Genomic DNA, 20,467 nt, shown 5'->3' with positions numbered 1-20,467 from the left:
CTCCGTGGAGCCTCGCCGCTCCTCTCAGAGACCCCGCCGCCCCTCGCCGAGTACTACAGCTCCTTGCGGAACCCTTCCGACACCTTCAGGAAGATGTCGTTCGCCTCGGCCTCCCCGACCGTCACCCGCACACCCTCGCCCGGGAACGGCCGGATCACCACACCCGCCTGCTCGCAGGCCTGCGCGAACGCGACCGTGCGCTCCCCCAGCCGCAGCCACACGAAGTTGGCCTGGGTCTCGGGCACCGTCCAGCCCTGCGAGCGCAGCCCGTCGACCACGCGCGTGCGCTCGCACACCAGCGAGCCGACCCGGCCGAACAGTTCGTCCTCGGCCCGCAGTGAGGCGATCGCCGCCTCCTGCGCGAGCTGGCTCACGCCGAACGGCACCGCCGTCTTGCGCAGCGCCGCCGCCACCGGTTCGTGGGCGATGGCGAAACCGACGCGCAGGCCGGCGAGGCCGTACGCCTTGGAGAAGGTCCGCAGGACACAGACGTTGGGCCGGTCACGGTAGATCTCGACGCCGTCCGGCACCGCGGGGTCCCGGATGAACTCACGGTAGGCCTCGTCGAGGACCACCAGCACATCGCTCGGCACCCGGTCGAGGAAACGCTCCAGCTCCGCCCGCCGTACCACCGTCCCGGTCGGGTTGTTGGGGTTGCAGACGAAGATCAGTCGCGTCCGGTCGGTGATCGCGTCGGCCATCGCGTCGAGGTCGTGCACATCCCCGGGCGTCAGCGGCACCTGGACCGACGTCGCGCCGCTGATCTGCGTGATGATCGGGTACGCCTCGAAGGACCGCCAGGCGTACATGACCTCGTCGCCGGGGCCTGAGGTGGCCTGGATCAGCTGCTGGGCGACACCGACCGAACCGGTGCCGGTGGCCAGGTGGGAGAGGGGCACGCCGAACCGCTCGGACAGCTCGTTCATCAGCGCCGTACAGGCCATGTCCGGGTAGCGGTTGAAGGTGGCGGCCGTCGCCGTCACGGCCTCCATCACGCCCGGTAGCGGCGGATACGGGTTCTCGTTGGAGGACAGCTTGTAGGCCACCGGACCACCTGCCGCGGCGGGCTTGCCCGGCTTGTAGGTGGGGATCCCCTCCAGCTCGGCGCGCAGCTTGGGGTTCGTCTCGCTCACCGCAGTCCTCCTCGTGAAGACCGGCGGCCCATGACCGCCGCCGACATCCAATACTGCTCACCTTATGAGGATTCAGCGCCGGTGCGTATAGCCACGACCGAGCGGCCGGCTCCGGTCTCCCCCGCCCCACCGGCATCAGGGGCATCAGCGCACCAAGGCGTACGAATCCGGGGGCGCGCTGCACATATATCTACGCGCCGGTGGTGCACGCCGTGGCGCGCATCCCCCGTGCAGGTGAGTTGAGACCTCTTCGCAACATCGACCCCTTGGCAGGCCCGTGCACGCCGACAAGCCACGTACTGGCATGAGAGCGCTCAACACCCTTTGTTTCCCAAGCAATTGGGGTTAAATGATCATGCAGAAACGTGCCTGTCAACGCGTGCATATGCGTCCGCACTACCCCACCTCATGAGCCCTACTATCGGCTCGCCATGACAGCAGCAGGGAAGCACCAGGTGAGCCGCGCGGAAACCTCACGGCGAGGCAGTCGGCCGGGTCGGGCCGGCATCAGAGACGTGGCCGCCGCCGCCGGAGTCTCCATCACGACCGTCTCCGATGCCCTCAACGGCAAAGGCCGGCTCCCGGACGCCACCCGGCGCCATGTCCGGGAGGTCGCCGACCGGCTGGGCTACCGGCCTTCGGCGGCCGCCCGGACCCTCCGTACCGGCAAGTCGGGACTCATCGGCCTGACCGTGACCACGTACGGGGATGAACCTTTCACCTTCACGGAGTTCGCGTACTTCGCCGAGATGGCGCGGGCCGCAACCTCCGCCGCGCTCGCCCGCGGCTACGCCCTCGTCATCCTGCCCGCGACGTCCCGCCACGACGTGTGGTCGAACGTCGCCCTGGACGGCACGGTCGTCATCGACCCCTCCGACCAGGACCCGGTCGTCAGCGAACTCGTCCGGCAGGGGCTGCCGGTCGTCTCCGACGGCCGTCCGGCCGGTGCGCTGCCGGTCACGGCCTGGGTCGACAACGACCACGAGGCCGCCGTCCTCGGCATCCTCGACCACCTCGCCGACGCCGGCGCCCGCCGCATCGGCCTGCTGACCGGCACGACCACGGACACGTACACCCACCTGTCGACCACCGCGTACCTGCGCTGGTGCGAGCGCGTCGGCCAGGATCCGGTGTACGAGGCCTACCCGGCGCACGATCCGTGCGCGGGCGCCGTCGCCGCCGACCGGCTCCTCGCCCGGCCCGACCGGCCCGACGCGGTCTACGGACTGTTCGACCCGAACGGCACCGACCTGCTCGCCGCCGCCCGCCGCTACGGCCTGCGCGTCCCCGAGGACCTGCTGCTGGTCTGCTGCAGCGAGTCCACGGTGTACGCCAACACCGAGCCGCCCATCACCACACTCTCCCTGAAGCCGCGCCGCATCGGCACGGCGGTGGTCCAGCTCCTCATCGACGCCATCGAGGGAGCGGACTCCGACCGCCCGGTGGAGCAGGTGATACCGACGGAGCTGATCGTGCGCACCTCGTCCCAGCGACGCCCGCCGCGCACGACGGTCAGCCCGCCGCGGTCTCCCGAGGGGACCTAGACCCCGGGTGCGGTCCTTCAGGTCCGCACCCGGGTGAGTGGAAGGTCGTACTCCTGGGGAGAAACAGGGCCGGTCCCCCGGAGAGAAGGGATCGTTCTCGCGAAGAGAAGAGGAGCGAGGGCGGTCACACGGTGGTCAAAGCCCGGCGCAATCGGGGCGAAAGCCGCGGTGAACTGGACTCTTGCTCTGATTCACCACCCCTGGGTCATCACATGGCGCGATCCGCATTCCTATGATGGGCCCACGACACCCGCGGGCCGCTACGACCAGGCAGTCCGATGCGGTGCAATGCGGCGCGATGGTGGAGGGGTCGATGACTCAGGGGGCCGGTCAGGGACCCGAGGTGGAGCGGACGGCGACGTTGCGCGACTTCCGGGTGCCCGCGTACGTCCACGAGGCCGGTCCGCACATTCACACCGTCCACCCCGGCGAAGTCGCCCCGCCCCCCGAGGAGACCTACCCCGAGGGATACACGCCGACCCAGCGCGACCTTCCCGTCATCAACCGGGGTGACACTGTCCAGGTGACCGTGGACCCCGAGACCGCCGCCGCCCCCCAGGCCTCCACCGGGCAGGGCCCGCTGTACGTCGTGGGTGACGTGCACGGTTACCTCGACCAGCTGGTGTCGGCCCTCCAGGAGAAGGGCCTGCTCGACGCCGCCGGCAGCTGGTGCGCGGGCACCGCCCGGCTGTGGTTCCTCGGCGACTTCACCGACCGTGGCCCGGACGGCATCGGGGTCATCGACCTGGTGATGCGGCTGTCCGCCGAGGCCGCCGCGGCGGGCGGCTACTGCAAGGCGCTCATGGGCAACCACGAACTGCTGTTGCTGGGCGCGAAGCGGTTCGGCGACACCCCCGTCAACTCCGGCGCGGGCACCGCCACCTTCCAGGCGGCCTGGCTGCTCAACGGCGGCCAGAAGACCGACATGGACCGTCTCCAGGACCACCATCTGCAGTGGATGTCCCGCCTGGACGCGGTGGAGGAGGTCGACGGCCACCTGCTCGTCCACTCCGACACCACCGCCTACCTGGACTACGGCCGCTCCATCGAAGAGGTCAACGACACCGTCCGCGAGACGATCACCCGCAACGACGCGGACGAGGTCTGGGACCTGTTCCGCAAGTTCACCAAGCGGTTCTCCTTCCGCGACGAGGGCGGCGCCGACGCCGTGCGCTCCCTGCTCGATACGTACGGGGGCACCCGCATCGTTCACGGGCACAGCCCGATTCCGTATCTGCTGGGCGAGGTCGGCTCCGAGGACGACGAGGACAACCGCGACCCCGTGATCGAGGGACCCCACGTCTACGCCGGCGGACTCGCCATCGCCATGGACGGCGGCGTGACCATGGCCGGAAAGCTGCTGGTCCAGCAACTGCCGCTGGATACGTGAACCTTCACCGGGCAGGTCCTCCCGGTCGGAGGACCGAACCGGTGAGGGGCCAATTTCGGTAAACCCCCTGTCACCGCATACCGTCGCCGCTCTACCATCGGCTTATCCGTAGCAGGCTCCCCTCCGTTTCTGCCCGACGGCTCGTCAGCATGCCGAGCCCCAAGCCCTACGGAGCATCGGGGGATGCACATGAACAGCGTTCCGCAGCACCTGCTGAGCGAGGACCGCCAGGAATACGAGCGGATCCTCGATGAGGCGCTGCGCTCCGCACCACACCGTCCGGAACTGGCCGCTGTAGGACAGCGCCTCAACCTCGAACAGCTGCGCACCATGGCGCTGAACGCCACCGCGCTCATCACGGCGGCCGCGTCGACCGAGTACCAGCACTACGTCAAGGTCCGCGACGAACTGCGGCAGCCGGCGTCAGCCGGCACACCCGCCCTGCGTGACTCCGGTTCCTCCGAGCCGGGTACGGGTGTGTCGGGGCTCGCCGCGACCATGGGAGGGGTCGCCGAGACCGCCGGCGCGGGCGCCGTCGCCGTCGTCGCCGTGCTCGCACCCGTCCTGGCCGGGACCGCCGCGGCGATCTTCCTGCTCGTCGGCTACATCCTGCGGATGATCGACCCCGAGCAGGGGTTCGCCCGGACCATGCTCACCACGGGCTGGGTGTTCGGCGCCGTGACCGCGGTCGCGATCCTCGTCGCCGCCGTGGGGCTGCTGCTCACCGCCCTGCGCAACAAGCCCACGGCCGAAGGCGGGCCCTACGGCGAACTGCAGGGCGAGGTGGCCCAGGCGAAGGAGGCCTGGCACGAGGCCCTGCTGGAACGCGGCATCCTGCCCTTCCTGCGTGAGGCTCTCGTCGACCCCGGCGCGGCCGCCGCGCTGCGCCCCACGCCGTCGTCGACACCGGTCAGCCGCATGCCCCATCTCGGCTACGACCGCCCCGGGTTCACCAGCCCGGACGACGGCGACCGCGGCTCGCGCCCCAGCTTCAGCAGTCCGGACTACAGCAGCCCGGACTTCGGAGGGCCGGAGCACCAGCCGGAGTAACACCCGTCGGAGCCCGTCGGCGCGGGCGGATCCGAAGGGGCGCGTCCGAGCGGGCGGGCCCACAGGCCAGGGGACCAACGGCCCCCGGGCCTGTGCGCGGCCGGGTCAGTCCGCGATGGGCAGATACACACGGTTCCCGCTCGCGGCGAACTCCTTCGACTTCAGGGCCATGCCCTCCTCGATCTCGGTCCGGGTGCCGCCGTGTTCACGGCGGATGTCCTGCGAGATCTTCATGCTGCAGAACTTGGGACCGCACATCGAGCAGAAGTGAGCCGTCTTGGCCGGTTCCGCGGGCAGGGTCTCGTCGTGGAACTCCCGTGCCGTGTCCGGGTCGAGGGCCAGGTTGAACTGGTCCTCCCAGCGGAACTCGAAGCGGGCGTCGGACAGCGCGTCGTCCCACTCCTGCGCACCCGGGTGTCCCTTGGCGAGGTCGGCCGCGTGGGCGGCGATCTTGTAGGTGATGACGCCGGTCTTGACGTCGTCACGGTTCGGCAGGCCCAGGTGCTCCTTGGGCGTGACGTAACACAGCATCGCGGTGCCCCACCAGGCGATCATCGCGGCGCCGATACCGGAGGTGATGTGGTCGTACGCCGGTGCGACGTCCGTGGTCAGCGGGCCGAGCGTATAGAACGGAGCTTCATCGCAGATCTCCTGCTGAAGGTCGATGTTCTCCTTGATCTTGTGCATCGGGACGTGGCCCGGGCCCTCGATCATGGTCTGAACGTTGAAACGCTTCGCGATCCGGTTGAGTTCCCCGAGCGTGCGCAGTTCCGCGAACTGCGCCTCGTCGTTGGCGTCCGCGATCGACCCGGGCCTGAGGCCGTCCCCGAGCGAGTACGTGACGTCGTACGCGGCGAGGATCTCGCAGAGCTCCTCGAAGTTCTCGTACAGGAACGACTCCTTGTGGTGCGCGAGGCACCACGCGGCCATGATCGAGCCGCCGCGGGAGACGATGCCGGTCTTGCGGTTCGCCGTCAGCGGCACGTACGCCAGGCGCACACCCGCGTGAACCGTCATGTAGTCCACGCCCTGCTCGGCCTGTTCGATGACGGTGTCCTTGTAGATCTCCCAGGTCAGCTCCTCGGCCCGGCCGTCGACCTTCTCCAGAGCCTGGTAGAGCGGCACGGTGCCGATGGGAACGGGGGAGTTGCGCAGCACCCACTCGCGCGTGGTGTGGATGTTGCGGCCGGTGGACAGGTCCATGACCGTGTCGGCGCCCCAGCGGGTCGCCCAGGTCATCTTCTCGACCTCCTCCTCGATGGAGGACGTCACCGCCGAGTTGCCGATGTTGGCGTTGACCTTCACCAGGAACCGCTTGCCGATGATCATCGGCTCGATCTCCGGGTGGTTGACGTTGGCCGGCAGCACGGCCCGCCCCGCGGCGATCTCGTCCCGCACGACCTCGGGCTCCACGTTCTCCCGGATGGCGACGTACTCCATCTCGGGTGTGATCTCACCGCGGCGGGCGTACGCGAGTTGCGTGACCGCCTGCCCGGCCCTGCCGCGGCGCGGCTGGCGGGGCCGGCCGGGGAAGACCGCGTCCAGGTTGCGGAGGCCGCCCCGGGGCGAGGTGTGCTTGATGCCGTCGTCCTCGGGACGGACGGGACGGCCCGCATACTCCTCGGTGTCGCCGCGGGCGATGATCCAGTTCTCGCGCAGCGGCGACAGGCCCCTGCGGACGTCGGTGTCGACGAGTGGATCGGTGTACGGGCCCGATGTGTCGTACAGCGTGACCGACTGGCCGTTGGTGAGGTGCACCTGGCGGACCGGCACGCGCAGGTCGGGGCGGGAGCCCTCGACATACGCCTTGTGCCAGCCGATGGACTTCCCGGCCTCCGCGGACGTCTCGTCCTGAACGGAGGCAGGCGTGCGTGCGTCCTTGCTGGTCATGAGACCTACTCCCTACGCCGGCATTACCCGGTAACAGGTTCGGCGGTCGACGCAGCGATTTCCGTCCGGCGACGTTTCGTGTGAAACATCACTCGACTCCGGCGATGTTTCATGTGAAACATCGCTGGGACGGAGGTCAGCGCCCTCTCAGCCCGGTGCTCCGAGCTCCCGCGTGTACAAAAGGTGCCTCCACGCTAGCGGCAATTCTGGCGCGGTGAACAGAGGGCCCCCCTCGTTCTTGCGATGATCGGGCGGTGACCACGACGCAGCGTCCCCCCTACCCACCGCCCGAGCCGCCCCGCGGATCCGGTGCCGGAAACGGCAACGGCCGTGGTGACGGCCATCATTTCGCCGCCCCCGACGGGCACGGGCCTGGCAGAGGGCAGGGCCCCGAGCTCGGGTACGGGCGGGACACGGGTGCCGGTCCCGGCTCCGGCGTCCGCTCCGGTCACGAGGGTGAGTACGGGTCGGGTTCCGGTGGGGGCCAGGGTGCCGGTTCGCCCCATGGCCACGGTGGCCCCGGTGATCCCACGGGTGGGCAGGGCACTGGCCACGGCCCCGGTGCTGGACACGGTTCCGGCTCTGGTGCTGGACACGGTTCCGGCTCTGGTGGCGGACACGGTTCCGGGCCCGGCGGTGGGCACGGTTCAGGGCCGGGGGGAGGTGACGGACACGGTCACGGACCCGGTTCCGCCCCGAGCGGCGGGCACGGGCACTCCCACAGCCACAACCACGGTCCGGCCGCGCCCGTCTCCCGGCATCTGCGCAAGGTCATCGCGGCGATCCTGATCCCGTTCGCCGCGGCGGTGCTGGTCGGTCTCGCCGTGCTGTGGCCGGGCGGCGCCCCGGCGCACGAGCGCACCGGCGTCGGCTTCGACCGGCAGACACAGGAGGCCACGGTCACCGAAGTGGTCGAGGTGAGCTGCAAGGAGGCCGGCGCTTCGGGCGTTCCGCCGACCGGCGACACCTCCACCGCCGAGGGTTCCTCCGCGGTGCAGCAGGAGAAGGGCACCTGCAAGCGCGCGACGATCCGGGTCGACAGCGGCGACGACAAGGGCCGTACCTTCACCGAGATCGTCCAGCCCGACCAGTCCCGCCAACTGCACGAGGGCCAGGAGGTCGTGGTCGCCTACGAGCCCTCGGCGCCCAAGGACCTGCAGTACTCGGTCACCGACATCAACCGCCGTCTGCCCATGGGGTTGCTCGCCGGCATCTTCGCGATCGCCGTCGTGGTCGTCGGACGGCTGCGGGGCGTCATGGCCCTGGTCGCACTGGCCATCAGCTTCATGGTGCTGAACCTCTTCATCCTGCCCGCGATCCTGCAGGGCTCGAACCCGCTGGTCGTGGCGGTGGTGGGTGCCAGCGCCATCATGCTCATCGCCCTGTACCTGTGCCACGGCCTGTCCGCCCGGACCTCCGTGGCGGTGCTGGGCACCCTGATCTCGCTGCTGCTGATCGGCGTCCTCGGCTCGGTGTTCATCGACTGGGCGGCCCTCAGCGGCAACACGGACGACAACACCGGCCTGATCCATGGCCTCTACCCGACGATCGACATGAGCGGTCTGCTGCTCGCCGGCGTCATCATCGGCTCCCTGGGCGTGCTCGACGACGTGACGGTCACGCAGACCTCGGCGGTCTGGGAGCTGCACGAGGCCAACCCCTCGATGGGCTGGCGCGGGCTTTACCGCGCGGGCATCCGGATCGGCCGCGACCACATCGCCTCGGTCGTCAACACGCTGGTCCTCGCCTACGCGGGTGCCGCGTTGCCGCTGCTGCTGCTGTTCTCGATCGCGCAGAGCAGTGTGGGGACGGTCGCCAACAGCGAGCTGGTCGCGGAGGAGATCGTGCGCACGCTGGTCGGTTCGATCGGGCTCGTCGCCTCGGTGCCGGTCACCACGGCTCTGGCGGCGCTGGTGGTCGCAGCCGACCGTCCCGGCACGGAGCCGCCGGCCGTGGAAGCCTCTGCCGTCCCTGCGCGCGGGGGAAGGGGCCGTCGGCGCAAGCGCTGACACCGCCCGACCCGCGAGAAGATCGCCCGGTCATACGAAGATCGCAGGAAGAAGCGTTCCTGCACAGCTCGGCGGCATCCGGTGAAGCGTTACTCCACCGTGCCGCCGGGCCCATGTCTCAACCAGCGCCCTGCTCGGCGAGGATGCGGTCCAGGGCCTCGTCGAGGTGCGCGTCGAAGTCGGCGAGCGAGCCCTCCTGCCCCAGCGGCACCAGCTTGTCCGTACGGTCGAGGAAAGCGACGAGCGGTGCCGTCGACGACTTGAACAACGCCTGGTCATTGCCCACCTGAAGACGGATCAACACCTCGCCCAGAGCGTCGGGGTCGACGGGTGTGACCCGCACATCGCCCTCCCCGCACGGCCGGCCCACCCCGTCGATCAGCAACTCCCGCCCAAAAGCCCACGTCACCGGGGCATCACCGGGCAAGTGGAACGTCAGCCGGACGGCATAGGGATCACTGGACTCATAGCGCAGCTCCACGGGAATGCGGAAGGAGAGCTCCTCGGACACGAGAAAACTCATCATGACCTCTGCTTGTACGGACTCGCGCATCGATAACCCCGTCATTCGCCGTGACTGGCCGGGAACGAACCTCTGACACTTGGTGGAATCTTGCTGAACGTACACAGCAGATCACAAGGAGTGAGTTTTCACATACTGATAGAGAGCGCGAGCGAGCCGAGCACTCGCCCGATCTCGGCCTGCAATTGCCGGGCCGCAGGCAGCAGCCGATCGGCCTGGTGTGCGGGGAGTGAGATGGCCATCGTCGCGGCCGTGGTGCCCAGCGTGAGCGGAATCGCGGCGCAGACCGCACCCAGGGCGTACTCCTGACGCTCGGTCACCGGTTCCATGCGCCGGATCCGCTCCAGGCGCCGGAGCAGGCTGTGGTTGTCGCGCACCGTGTACGGCGTGAGGGGCTGCACCGGGTAGCGGTCGAGGTGGTCACGGCGGGCCTCGCCGTCCAGCTGGGACAGCAGGCACTGGCCGATGGCGTGCGCGTGCCCGGTCTCCCGGAAGTCGGCCCACTCCTCGACCGCCGGGGTGCCCGGAGCGTCAGCGACGCACATGACCTCGATCTCACCCTCGCGGTAGACCGCGTAGTACACGGGCGCCCCCAGGACGTCCCGCCAGTGGGCGAGCGCGTCGACGACCGTGCTGCGACGTTTCTGCCGCGCTCCGCTGCTGCTCAGCCGCTCGGCGGCCTCACCGAGGAAGAACAGGCCCTTGTCCCGGCGCAGATAGCCCTCGTGCACAAGGGTGCGCAGCAGGTGGTACGTCGTGGGCAGTGCCAGGCCGGTCTCGCGGGCCAGTTGCTTGGCGGGGGCGCCGTACTCGTGCCCGGCGACGGTCTCCAGCAGGCGCATCGCGCGCTGCACGGATCCGATGAGGGTCGGCGGAGGGGGTGGTGCGGAAGGGGGTGGTGGACCTGAAGGTGCCGCCGAGCGAGGTTGTGCGGGGACGGTGCGGAGGTGGACGGGGGCGGTGTCAGCCGGGACCAAGGGGGCTCTCCCGAAGCGCGAGGGGGCAGCCCGTGCGGAGGAACACGGGTGGGGGTGGATGCCGCTCGCGGGGAAGTCCCCGCGTCGAGTTCCGGACTCTATTCGCCTGCCACCGCGTGCAGACGGCCCCGCCGGGAAACTTCCCCCGCCCGAGGGAACCGGTGATTCCAGGCGTTTCCCGCTACCCCCACCGGTTTCCCATGCGTCTCACCAGTCGCTGCGCGACGACGAGCTGGACGTGAACTTCCGTACGACGTAGATCAGTCCGCCTACCAGTGCCACGAAGACCAGCAGCTTGAAGAGCAGTCCGATGACGAACCCGACCACACTGGCGATCAGTCCGCCGAACACGACCAGGGCGATGACCGGCACCGCGATCCACTTCACCCACCACGGCAGTCCCGTGAAGATCTCTCGCATCGCCCTCGTCCTTACCTCTCCACCCGTTCGAGTGCCGGGCCCTGTCGGTCCTTCTGGATCTCTGATGTCCTGCACTCGATGCTAGGTCCGGGGAGGGGTCGAACGGGGGCCTCGCACCCCTTGTCCTCCCCTGACCGATCCCCTAGGGAACCCTGAGGCGGTCCGTCACCTCTCGGGGGGAGAGAAGACCACCAGCACCCTCAGATCCTCGGTGATGTGGTGGAACTTGTGGGCGACGCCCGCCGGCACGTAGATCACGCTGCCGCGCGCCACCTGGGTCGTCTCCAGCCCGACGGTGATCGCGGCACGGCCGCTCACGACGAAGTAGACCTCGTCCTGATTGTGCGGCTTCTGTGGATCCTGGTCGCCCGCGTCGAGGGCGTACAAACCGACCGACATGTTCTGCTCCCGCAGAAACTGCAGGTAGGCGCCCTCGTTGGCGGCGCGCTCCGCCTCCAGTTCATCCAGCCGGAATGCCTTCATCGCCTGGTACGCCCCTGCCTCTTGTGCCCGTGTCCGATCAGGTCTGCCACGATCAGACACATGATGAATTTCGTAGTCAAGACGATCGCCAACGCGGGCGCCCTGGCGGTCGCCGTATGGCTGCTCGACAAGATCACCCTGACCGGTGACAGCACGGGCAAGGAAGTCGGCACGCTGCTCATCGTGGCGCTGCTCTTCGGCCTGGTGAACTTCCTGGTCAAGCCGCTTGTCAAGCTCCTCAGCCTGCCGCTGCTGATACTGACGCTCGGTCTGTTCACCCTGGTCGTCAACGCCTTGATGCTGCTGCTCACCTCGTGGCTGGCGGACAAGCTCGACCTGAGCTTCCACGTGGAGGGCTTCTGGACGGCCGTCGTGGGCGGCCTGATCATCTCGGTCGTCTCCTGGGCGCTGCACGTCGTGCTGCCCGACGGGGACTGAGCGGACATGACGTACCGGGTCTGCTTCGTCTGCACGGGCAACATCTGCCGTTCCCCGATGGCCGAGATCGTCTTCCGCGCGCGGGTGGCGGAGGCGGGTCTCGACGAACTGGTGGAGGTCGACAGCGCCGGCACGGGTGGCTGGCACGAGGGCGACGGAGCCGACCCGCGTACGGTGGCCGTCCTCGAGGACAACGGCTACGCCGGCGACCACACGGCCCGGCAGTTCCGGTCGTCCTGGTTCTCCCGCCTCGACCTGGTGATCGCCCTCGACTCCGGCCACCTCGGGGCCCTGCGCAGGCTCGCCCCCACGGAGCATGACGCGGGGAAGGTGCGGCTGCTCCGCTCCTACGACCCAGCCGTCGGCGACGACGACCTCGACGTGCCGGACCCCTACTACGGGGGCCTGGACGGCTTCGAGGAATGTCTTGAGATGGTGGAGGCGGCGAGCACCGGTCTGCTCGCCGCAGTGCGCGAGGACGTGGAGGGACAGGCGGTATGAACGATTCCGCGACGGGTGACGCGGGCGGGACGACGGGTGACCCGGCCCGGGCTACCGACGACGCGGGCCAGGTGAAGGATGCCGCGAGCCAGGTGACACGTGCGGTGGGCCGGGCGAAGGGGGCCGTCGACGAGGTGACGGACGCCGTGGACGACGTCACGGACGCGGTGGACACGGCGACGGGTGCCGTGGACGAGGTGACGGGCGCCGTGGGGCAGACGGCCATGGGCACCGGGGACGGCACGCGGGCCGTGCGGGCCGGGCTGCCCGAGCCGGTCAAGCACGAGCCCACGCTGCCCGGCCCCGTGTTCGCCGCCCACTTCCACCTGCCGGGCGACCCGACCGGTCCCTACACCTACGGCCGTGACGAGAACCCGACCTGGACGCTGCTGGAGCGCGCCGTCGGCGAGCTGGAGGCGCCCGGCCAGGACGGTGCCGAGACGCTCGTCTTCGCCTCGGGCATGGCCGCGATCTCGGCGGTGCTCTTCTCGCAGCTGCGCACCGGTGACGTGTGCGTCCTGCCCGACGACGGCTACCAGGCACTGCCGCTGGTCCGCGCCCAGCTGGAGGCGTACGGCATCGAGGTGCGCACCGCGCCGACGGGCGGTGATGCCCAGCTCGACGTCCTCGACGGCGCCCGGCTGCTGTGGATCGAGACCCCGTCGAACCCCGGGCTCGACGTGTGCGACATCAGGCGGCTCACCGAGGCGGCACACGCGCGTGGTGCCCTGGTGGCCGTCGACAACACCCTTGCGACACCGCTCGGCCAGCGTCCGCTGGAGCTCGGTGCCGACTTCGCGGTGGCCAGCGGCACCAAGCAGCTCACCGGCCACGGTGACGTCCTCCTGGGCTATGTCGTCGGCCGGAACGCCGGGGCCATGGCCGCCGTGCGCCGCTGGCGCAAGATCGTCGGCGCGATTCCCGGGCCCATGGAGGCCTGGCTCGCGCACCGTTCGATCGCGACGCTCCAGATGCGGGTCGACCGGCAGAGCGCGACGGCCCTGGCGGTCGCCGAGGCGCTGCGCGAGCGGCCCGAGGTGACGGGGTTGCGTTACCCGGGGCTTCCCGACGACCCCTCGCACCAGATCGCGGCACGGCAGATGCGGCGCTTCGGCTGCGTGGTGTCGTTCACGCTGCCCACCCGCGAGCGTGCCGACCGCTTCCTCGACGCACTGCGGCTCGTGGACGACGCGACGAGCTTCGGCGGAGTACGGTCCACCGCGGAACGGCGTGGACGCTGGGGCGGGGACGCGGTGCCGGAGGGCTTCATCCGCCTGTCGGTCGGCGCCGAGGACCCGGAGGACCTGGTGGCGGACCTGCTGGGGGCGCTGGACGCGTCGGGCGCCTGACCATCGTCACGGACGGTCCGAGCCTCCCCCCTCGTGGCTCGGACCGTCCCCCGGTTCCGCGCGCAAGAACCGCGCGACCAAGGCTAGTTGACTCTCTGTCAGTGTCCAATCACAGTAGCGACAGAGACCTATCGACTTATTTATAGTTGAGCACGGTCGGGGCAGGGAGCGGGGCCGGAGAGGGGAGTGCACGGTGGATCTGGCCTTGCTGCGGACCTTCGTGACCGTGCACCGGGCCGGCTCCTTCACCCGCGCCGCCGCTCTGCTCGGTCTCTCCCAACCTGCTGTCACCTCGCAGATACGGACGCTGGAGCGGCAGCTGGGCCGCCCTCTGTTCTTGCGACAGGCCCGAGGTGTGACCCCGACGAGCATCGGCGACGAACTCGCCCACAAGGCCGCACCCCATCTCGACGCCCTGGTGGAGATCACCGAGACCGGCCTCGACGACGACTCCTCCTTACGGACGCTGCACCTCGCAGGCCCACCGGAGTTCACGGCCGAACGAGCCCTGCCCGCCCTCACCGAGCTGACCGGCGAGGACGGCCAGGGCTTCGCCTTGCGCGCCTCCTTCGGGAACGCCGAGGAGACGCTGGACGGACTCTCCGCCGGACATCATGATCTGGCCATCAGCACGGCCCAGCCGCGCGGCGCCCTGCTCACGGCGACTGCGCTCTGCGACGAGGAGCACGTCCTGGTCGCCGCCCCGCGCTGGGCCGAACAGCTCGGCACGGGCCCGCCTGACCGCAGGCCGTCACCGGCCCTCGAGAAGATGCCGGTGGTGGAGGTGCACGAGTCGCTGCCGTTCGTCTCCCGTTACTGGGTCTCCGTCTTCGACTCGCCCCCGGCCGCGCCGGGAACCGTGATCGTCCCGGACTTGCGTGCGGTCCTGGCCTGCGCGGTCGCGGGCGCCGGGCTGGCGGTGCTGCCCCGCTACCTCTGCGCGGCGGCACTGGAGCGGGGCGATGTCGTCGCCCTGCACGAGCCGGCCGTGCCACCACTGCGCACGTACTTCCTGGTGGTCCGCACCGGGACGCTCGCCATGCCCCATATCGCGCGGGCCCACGACTGGCTGCAGCAGGCTTCGGCCGACTGGTGCTGAGGGCCTTGGATGCGCGGTGCGACACACGGGCGCCGAGGCCCTCGGGAGCGGCTTCGAGCGATGGGTGCCGAGACCTTCGGAGGCGGCTTCGACCTGCGGGTTCCGAGACCTTCGGAGGCAGCTTCGACCTGCGGGTTCCGAGACCTTCGGAGGCGGCTTCGACCGACAGACAGGGGCGCTCGGGACCGTGGCTCACTCTGGGAGCTCGGACGGTGACGTTTCGCGATGTTTCACGTGGAACCAGCCGGGCCACATTTCACTCATGACCGTCCGACCCGTGGTCAAGCGCACCGCCCGCGCCGTTCTGCTGGACGGTGTCGACCTGATCCTGATCAAGCGCACCAAGCCGGGTGTGGACCCGTACTGGCTCACCCCCGGTGGCGGCGTCGAACCCGGCGACTCGACCGTCGTCGACGCCCTGCACCGCGAGGTGTACGAGGAACTCGGCGCGAAGATCACCGACGTGGTGCCCTGCTTCGTGGACACCATGGAGCACATCGGGGAGGACGGCGGCGCGACCGGCGTGAAGGTTCAGCACTTCTTCGTCTGCCGCCTGGAGTCCATGGACCCGTCCCTGCGCCACGGCCCCGAGGTCGACGAGCCGGTCGGCGAGTACGAGATCGTGCGCGTGCCCTTCACCCGGGTCGGGATCGCCTCCGTCCATCTCGTGCCGCTGTCGCTGCGGCATTATCTCGACGGCAACATCGAGGGCGTCCTGGCGATGCACGCGCCCGACCTGGGCTGAGACCCGGGTCAGCTTCCGGCGGCGACCAGTTCCTCCACGGAGTCGTGCCGTATGCGGTCCGACGGGATGCCACTGTCCCGCAGGGCGTTCACACCGCTGCGGATCATCCCGGGCGGACCCGAGAGGTAGGCGTCGAACTCGTTCCACGGCCCGTAGGCGCGTACGGCGTCCGGCAGCTGCTGGTGCGCCTGCTGGTCGATGATCGCCCTGACCGAGAGCCACGGGTGTGTTTGCTGGAGGCGGAGCATGGTGTCGATGTCGTACAGGTCGTGGTCGGTGCGGGCCCCGTAGAAGACCTCGACGGACCTGTGTTCGCCGTGCTCGGCGACGTCCTCGACCAAGGCCTTGATGGGCGCTATGCCCGTTCCACCGCCTACGCAGAGCAGGCCGCTGTCGGTGGTGTGGTCGACGGTCATGGAACCCGCGGGCGGGCCGAGCCGGATGATGTCGCCGGGGCGGGCGCGGTGCACCAGGGCGTTGGAGACCCAGCCCGCCGGGACGGCCTTCACGTGGAACGACAGCAGACCGTCGGAGCGGGGCGCCGAGGCAAACGAGTAGTGCCGCCAGATCCGGGGCCACCAGGGCGTCTCAAGGCTCGTGTACTGCCCGGCGAGGAAGGGGTACGGCTGGTCGGGGCGGACGGTGACGACCGCGACGTCCGGGGTTCTCATGTCGTGCGTGACGATCTCGGCGTACCACCAGGCGGGGGCGCGCAGTTCGTCCGCGGCCGCCGCGTCGATCATGACCTGGGAGATCGTGGTGTAGGCCCGGACCCAGGCCGCCTCCATCTCCGGGCTCCAGACACCGGCGGCGTACTTGCTCAGTGCGCCGATCAGACACTCGCCGACGGCCGGATAGTGCTCGGCCCGCGTGCCGTACTTCCGGTGGCCCCGGCCGAGGTTCTGAAGGTAGTCGACGAGGACGTCCTTGTTGTCGATGTGTTCGGCGGCCGTGAGCAGCGCCCTCAGCAGCCGGTCCCGCTGAGTGTCCATCGCGGCCGGGAACAGCGACCGCAGATCGGGGTGGCGGACGAAGAGCAGGGCGTAGAAGTACGACGTCACCTTGTCGGAGACCGGGGCGACCTCGGCCATGGCGCGGCGAATGAGGACGGCGTCCGGGGAGCCCGCTGCGGCGGGCGCGGCTGTGGCCTCCACTGCGGGCGGCACCGGAGAGGGCCGCTGGGCGGGAACACGCGCTTCCGAGGCAGCTGTGGGCGGCGGAGCCAGGGTGGAGGCGAAGGGGGCCGGGGTGAGAGGTGTCGGTACGGGTCCCGGCGACGTGGCGGTGGCAGGGCTCGAGTCCGCGGGAGACGGAGCAGGCTGTGCGGCTGCCGGAGCGGGCCGGGGTGTCGCCTCCGGAGTTTCACGCCCGTGGTCCGGCTCACCGGTGCTTGTGCCGGTGGGGGGCGCGGGGGTGCCGGCCGCCGGTGCTTCCGAGGCGGCTCCGGGCCTGCCCACGGGGCGTATCGAGGCCGGTCGACGCCCTTCCGCCGGCCTGTCTGCGGTTTCGGCGCCGCTGTCCGGCGCCGTCGTCGGGTTCTTGCGGGGTGTGAACCAGCCGCCCCCGCCGCCAGAAGTGCCGTTGTCGGCCGACGTGGTGGTCGGAGCGTCCATGGTGTGCCTCGCCTCGAGCATCTTTCGGTCGGTCTGCGCACTTCCCCAGTCGGAAGGTGCCTGCTTTCCCCCGTGGACGGTCTGCGTTCCCATCCTTGTCGCGGCCAATGCGGCCACATTCAACCCGTATTCCGGCTCCGTACGGACAAGTAAGGCGAGAGTGTGACATTGGCCGCAGTCACTCTCATCGAGCCTCTCACTCGCCAGGATCGCATCCGTCGCAAAAGCGGAAACGCGGGTCTTCGATCTCTCCGTCCCGTTAGGCTGCGTTGCCCTGCACTCGGCCCACACGGAACGGGTCGTCCCATCCCGGATGCGAACCGGAGTCGACCCTACCGGCCACCGCCGCGCACACAAGTCCCCCCTCTCCTCATCACGAATACGCGCGCCAGGCGAATCTTCAAGTCCGTCAACTACGGGACGAGAAGGCACCGTTCGGCGCCTCGATCGGCCACTCGGTGTTCTTGCGTGTTTCACGTGAAACACGCAGCAGTGGCACGCGCCGTGTGCGAGCGGCGACAACTGGCCAAAAGCTCGTATGACTCCACTGAAAGAGGTGGACGCCGGGGGCCCTTGTCGGACAGCCTGACCTGCGTGTCGACTCCTTCCCTTGCCTCATTGCCCATCCGCCGTCTGACGCTCCGCGATCAAGCCGCCTGCGCGGACTTGTCCGAGGACCGGGGGTGGCCACGGGAGGAGCACAAGTGGGGCTTCCTTCTCACGGCCGGGAAGGGCTACGGGATCGACGCCCCCGACGGCGGTCTCGCGAGCGCCTGCGTGGTCACCGAGTACGGACCCCAGAACCCCACCCTCGCCGCTCTCGGCATGGTCCTGGTCGCCGGACGGCACGCACGGCAAGGTGTGGGACGCCGGCTCATGCAGCACGTCGTCTCCGCGATGGGCACCACGCCCCTCACTCTGCACGCGACACCGAACGGCCGGCCCCTCTACGAGGAACTGGGCTTCAAGGCCACCGGGCGGGCCGAGATGGTGCGCGGGCGTTTCACTCCCGTTGGACCGGAGCCGAGGGTCGCCACCCGTGCCGCCACCGCCGAGGACCTCACCGCGATCCTCCGCCTCGACGAGCAGGTGTTCGGGACCGACCGCACGCACATCGTCACCCGACTCCCCGCCTTCGCCGACCAGTTGCGGGTGGCCGAGGAGGGCGGGCAGATCATCGGGTACGCGGCCGCCTGGCCCAACATGGACACCCATGTCGTCGGCCCGCTCATCGCACGCGACACGTCGGTGGCCCAGGCGCTCCTGGCCTCCCTCGCCGCCCACACCGACCGCCCCCTGCGCACCGACATCGACGTGCGGCACGAGGAACTTCTCGCGTGGGTGAAGGAGCGCGGCCTGGAGTCCGTCGCCTTCAACTCGGTGATGACGTACGGGATCACCGAGCTGCCCGGAGATTGGACCCGCCGGTTCGCGCCGGTGACGGTCGCGGCGGGCTGACGAGTCTCGATACGGCGACGCCGGCTCCCCGGGGATCGGGGAACCGGCGTCGTCGCGCTGAAGGGGCCGGGTCAGGCAAGGGCCTCCACAGCGTCTGTGGCGAAACCGTGGTCCTGTTCCGGGGCACCGCCGCCGACGCCGATCGCGCCGATCAGGCGGCCGTCGCGGAGCACCGGCACTCCGCCCGCGATGAACAGCAGCGGGCGGTCGAGTGCGGTCGGCAGCGTGTGGAAGAGGCCTCCGGGCTGCACCGACTCGACCAGGTCGGCAGTAGGCGCGTTCAGCTGGAGAGCCGTGTAGGCCTTGCGAGTGCTGGTCTCGCCGGAGATCAGCACGGCGCGGTCGTCCCGCCGGAAGGCGAGCAGGTGGCCGCCCGCGTCCAGGACGGTGACGCTGACAGTGACGCCTGCGGCTTCGGCGGCGTGGTGGGCCGCGGCGACGAGGGTGTCGGCGTCCCGGGTGGTCAGCGGGGCGACAGCGGTGGTGGTGCTCATGAGGGGTTCTCCTAGCAGACGTGCTGGTGGTGCCGGGTCATGGGTGGACCGGGACGATCCGGTTGTTCAGTGGTGGACAGCGGCTCGCTGCTCGGCCGGCGCGGACCCCGTGACGACGGTGCTGGGGCCACCGGAACGGCGCTCCAAGGCGGCCGAGAGGAGGGCCAGGACCAGCGCGCCGACGGCCAGGGCGGCACCGACCCAGTTGGGTGCCGTGTAGCCGAGGCCCGCGGCGATCACGAGGCCGCCGAGCCAGGCGGACAGCGCGTTGCCGAGGTTGAAGGCGCCGATGTTCACGGCGGAGGCCAGCGTCGGAGCCCCGTGCGCCTGGTCGAGGACCCGCTTCTGGAGCGGTGGCACGGTGGCGAAGCCCAGGGCGCCGATCAGCACGATGGTGATCGCCGACAGCAGCTTGTCGTGGGCGGTGAGGGTGAACAGCGCCAGGACGACGGCCAGGGCACCCAGGGAGACGTACAGCATGGGCATCAGGGCGCGGTCGGCGAACTTGCCGCCGACGAGGTTGCCGCCCACCATGCCGAGGCCGAAGAGGACCAGTAGCCAGGTGACGGAACCGTCTGCGAAGCCTGCGACGTGGGTCATCATCGGCGCGATGTAGGTGATGGCCGCGAAAACGCCGCCGAAGCCGAGGACGGTCATGGCCATCGCGAGCAGGACCTGCACGTTCTTGAACGCGGCCAGTTCGTGCCGCAGGTGCACGCCCTCCGGCTTGGGCATGTCGGGGACGAGCCGGGCGATGCCGGCCAGGCCGATGACACCGAGGGCGGCGACGAGCCCGAAGGTCACCCGCCAGCCGACGGACTGCCCGACCAGCGTGCCCAGCGGAACGCCGACCACGTTGGCGACGGTCAGACCGGTGAACATCATCGCGATGGCTCCGGCCTTCCTGTCCGGGGCGACAAGATCGGCCGCGACGACCGCGCCGATACCGAAGAAGGCGCCGTGGGCCAGCGAGGCGACGATCCGGCCGATCAGCATGACGGAGAAGGCCGGGGCGAGTGCCGAGACCAGGTTGCCGATGACGAACAGGCCCATCAGCAGCATCAGCATCCGCTTGCGGGAGATCCTGGTGCCGAGCACGGTCATCAGCGGGGCGCCGAACATGACGCCGAGCGCATAGCCGGTCACCAGGTATCCGGCCGTGGGGATGGAGACCCCGTAGTCACCCGCGACCTCGGGCAGCAAGCCCATGATCACGAATTCCGTCGTTCCGATCCCGAAGGCCCCGATCGCGAGGGCCAGAAGCGCGAGAGGCATGGAGGGGTTACCTTCCCAGACGATTGCATGAGCGCTTTGCGTGCGTTCACAATAGTTGCAGGCGCGGGCTATGTGC

General features: G+C 69.8%; 19 protein-coding genes. 10 read left to right on the top strand and 9 right to left on the bottom strand.

The window, feature by feature from the left end; all coding sequences use genetic code 11:
* Nucleotides 1-53: 53 nt before the first annotated feature.
* A complete protein-coding gene (hisC, locus tag BJ965_RS19235) occupies nt 54-1,133 on the bottom strand; it encodes a histidinol-phosphate transaminase (protein ID WP_184909787.1) in 1,080 nt (359 codons plus the stop codon).
* Between the two features lie 431 nt (nt 1,134-1,564).
* Here hisC and BJ965_RS19230 point away from each other — a divergent pair, with 431 nt between their 5' ends.
* The 3 genes from BJ965_RS19230 to BJ965_RS19220 all read left to right on the top strand — a co-directional run bounded on the left by BJ965_RS19230 (nt 1,565) and on the right by BJ965_RS19220 (nt 5,117).
* Nucleotides 1,565-2,677, top strand: a complete 1,113-nt coding sequence (locus BJ965_RS19230) for a LacI family DNA-binding transcriptional regulator (protein ID WP_184909786.1) — start codon at nt 1,565-1,567, stop codon at nt 2,675-2,677.
* Nucleotides 2,678-2,975: 298 nt separating this feature from the next.
* Nucleotides 2,976-4,067 (top strand): metallophosphoesterase, encoded by a 1,092-nt coding sequence (locus tag BJ965_RS19225; protein ID WP_246545927.1) that lies wholly within the window; start codon nt 2,976-2,978, stop codon nt 4,065-4,067.
* 183 nt (nt 4,068-4,250) lie between these two features.
* A complete protein-coding gene (locus BJ965_RS19220; protein WP_184909784.1) occupies nt 4,251-5,117 on the top strand; it encodes a hypothetical protein in 867 nt (288 codons plus the stop codon).
* Between the two features lie 105 nt (nt 5,118-5,222).
* Here the strand turns inward: BJ965_RS19220 and thiC are convergent, their stop codons facing one another.
* A complete protein-coding gene (gene thiC, locus BJ965_RS19215) occupies nt 5,223-7,007 on the bottom strand; it encodes a phosphomethylpyrimidine synthase ThiC (RefSeq protein WP_221513163.1) in 1,785 nt (594 codons plus the stop codon).
* Between the two features lie 806 nt (nt 7,008-7,813).
* On the opposite strand from thiC, the gene BJ965_RS19210 reads away from it, so the two are divergent.
* Complete coding sequence (locus BJ965_RS19210; protein ID WP_376777929.1) at nt 7,814-9,016, top strand: YibE/F family protein; 1,203 nt, start codon at nt 7,814-7,816, stop codon at nt 9,014-9,016.
* Nucleotides 9,017-9,134: 118 nt separating this feature from the next.
* On the opposite strand, the gene BJ965_RS19205 is transcribed toward BJ965_RS19210, so the two are convergent.
* From BJ965_RS19205 to BJ965_RS19190, 4 genes are all read right to left on the bottom strand, one after another.
* The gene (locus tag BJ965_RS19205; RefSeq protein WP_184909782.1) at nt 9,135-9,569 is read right to left on the bottom strand and encodes an SsgA family sporulation/cell division regulator; all 435 of its coding nucleotides are present in this window, start codon (nt 9,567-9,569) and stop codon (nt 9,135-9,137) included.
* A gap of 98 nt (nt 9,570-9,667) precedes the next feature.
* Entirely contained in the window at nt 9,668-10,402 is a 735-nt protein-coding gene (locus BJ965_RS19200) for an IclR family transcriptional regulator (protein ID WP_376777979.1), read from the bottom strand.
* A 321-nt stretch (nt 10,403-10,723) separates the two neighbouring features.
* Complete coding sequence (locus BJ965_RS19195; RefSeq protein WP_030189024.1) at nt 10,724-10,936, bottom strand: DUF5326 family protein; 213 nt, start codon at nt 10,934-10,936, stop codon at nt 10,724-10,726.
* A gap of 165 nt (nt 10,937-11,101) precedes the next feature.
* Entirely contained in the window at nt 11,102-11,419 is a 318-nt protein-coding gene (locus BJ965_RS19190) for a cupin domain-containing protein (RefSeq protein WP_059414731.1), read from the bottom strand.
* A gap of 60 nt (nt 11,420-11,479) precedes the next feature.
* Between BJ965_RS19190 and BJ965_RS19185 the strand changes: the two genes are divergently transcribed.
* The 5 genes from BJ965_RS19185 to BJ965_RS19165 all read left to right on the top strand — a co-directional run bounded on the left by BJ965_RS19185 (nt 11,480) and on the right by BJ965_RS19165 (nt 15,551).
* Nucleotides 11,480-11,857, top strand: coding sequence for a phage holin family protein (locus BJ965_RS19185; RefSeq protein WP_030849985.1), 378 nt, complete (start codon nt 11,480-11,482; stop codon nt 11,855-11,857).
* Nucleotides 11,858-11,863: 6 nt separating this feature from the next.
* Nucleotides 11,864-12,358 carry a low molecular weight protein-tyrosine-phosphatase gene (locus BJ965_RS19180; protein ID WP_184909781.1) on the top strand — a complete coding sequence of 165 codons (495 nt, stop codon included), beginning with the start codon at nt 11,864-11,866 and terminating at the stop codon, nt 12,356-12,358.
* A gap of 224 nt (nt 12,359-12,582) precedes the next feature.
* Nucleotides 12,583-13,707, top strand: coding sequence for a cystathionine gamma-lyase (locus BJ965_RS19175; protein ID WP_184917317.1), 1,125 nt, complete (start codon nt 12,583-12,585; stop codon nt 13,705-13,707).
* A gap of 193 nt (nt 13,708-13,900) precedes the next feature.
* Complete coding sequence (locus tag BJ965_RS19170) at nt 13,901-14,806, top strand: LysR family transcriptional regulator (protein ID WP_184909780.1); 906 nt, start codon at nt 13,901-13,903, stop codon at nt 14,804-14,806.
* Nucleotides 14,807-15,068: 262 nt separating this feature from the next.
* The gene (locus BJ965_RS19165; RefSeq protein WP_184909779.1) at nt 15,069-15,551 is read left to right on the top strand and encodes an NUDIX domain-containing protein; all 483 of its coding nucleotides are present in this window, start codon (nt 15,069-15,071) and stop codon (nt 15,549-15,551) included.
* An 8-nt stretch (nt 15,552-15,559) separates the two neighbouring features.
* On the opposite strand, the gene BJ965_RS19160 is transcribed toward BJ965_RS19165, so the two are convergent.
* A complete protein-coding gene (locus tag BJ965_RS19160; RefSeq protein ID WP_376777928.1) occupies nt 15,560-17,164 on the bottom strand; it encodes a globin domain-containing protein in 1,605 nt (534 codons plus the stop codon).
* Between the two features lie 594 nt (nt 17,165-17,758).
* On the opposite strand from BJ965_RS19160, the gene BJ965_RS19155 reads away from it, so the two are divergent.
* Entirely contained in the window at nt 17,759-18,622 is an 864-nt protein-coding gene (locus BJ965_RS19155) for a GNAT family N-acetyltransferase (RefSeq protein WP_184909777.1), read from the top strand.
* Nucleotides 18,623-18,693: 71 nt separating this feature from the next.
* Here BJ965_RS19155 and BJ965_RS19150 read toward each other — a convergent pair whose 3' ends face one another.
* Both BJ965_RS19150 and BJ965_RS19145 read right to left on the bottom strand, forming a co-directional pair.
* Complete coding sequence (locus BJ965_RS19150) at nt 18,694-19,116, bottom strand: GlcG/HbpS family heme-binding protein (RefSeq protein WP_184909776.1); 423 nt, start codon at nt 19,114-19,116, stop codon at nt 18,694-18,696.
* Between the two features lie 66 nt (nt 19,117-19,182).
* Nucleotides 19,183-20,391 carry an MFS transporter gene (locus BJ965_RS19145; protein WP_184909775.1) on the bottom strand — a complete coding sequence of 403 codons (1,209 nt, stop codon included), beginning with the start codon at nt 20,389-20,391 and terminating at the stop codon, nt 19,183-19,185.
* Between the last annotated feature and the right edge of the window lie 76 nt (nt 20,392-20,467).

Origin of the sequence: Streptomyces luteogriseus (genome assembly GCF_014205055.1) — a bacterium.
GTDB classification, from domain to species: Bacteria; Actinomycetota; Actinomycetes; order Streptomycetales; family Streptomycetaceae; genus Streptomyces; species Streptomyces luteogriseus.
Note: the sequence above shows the minus strand (reverse complement) of the source record. Positions and strands in the feature narration are given on the sequence as shown.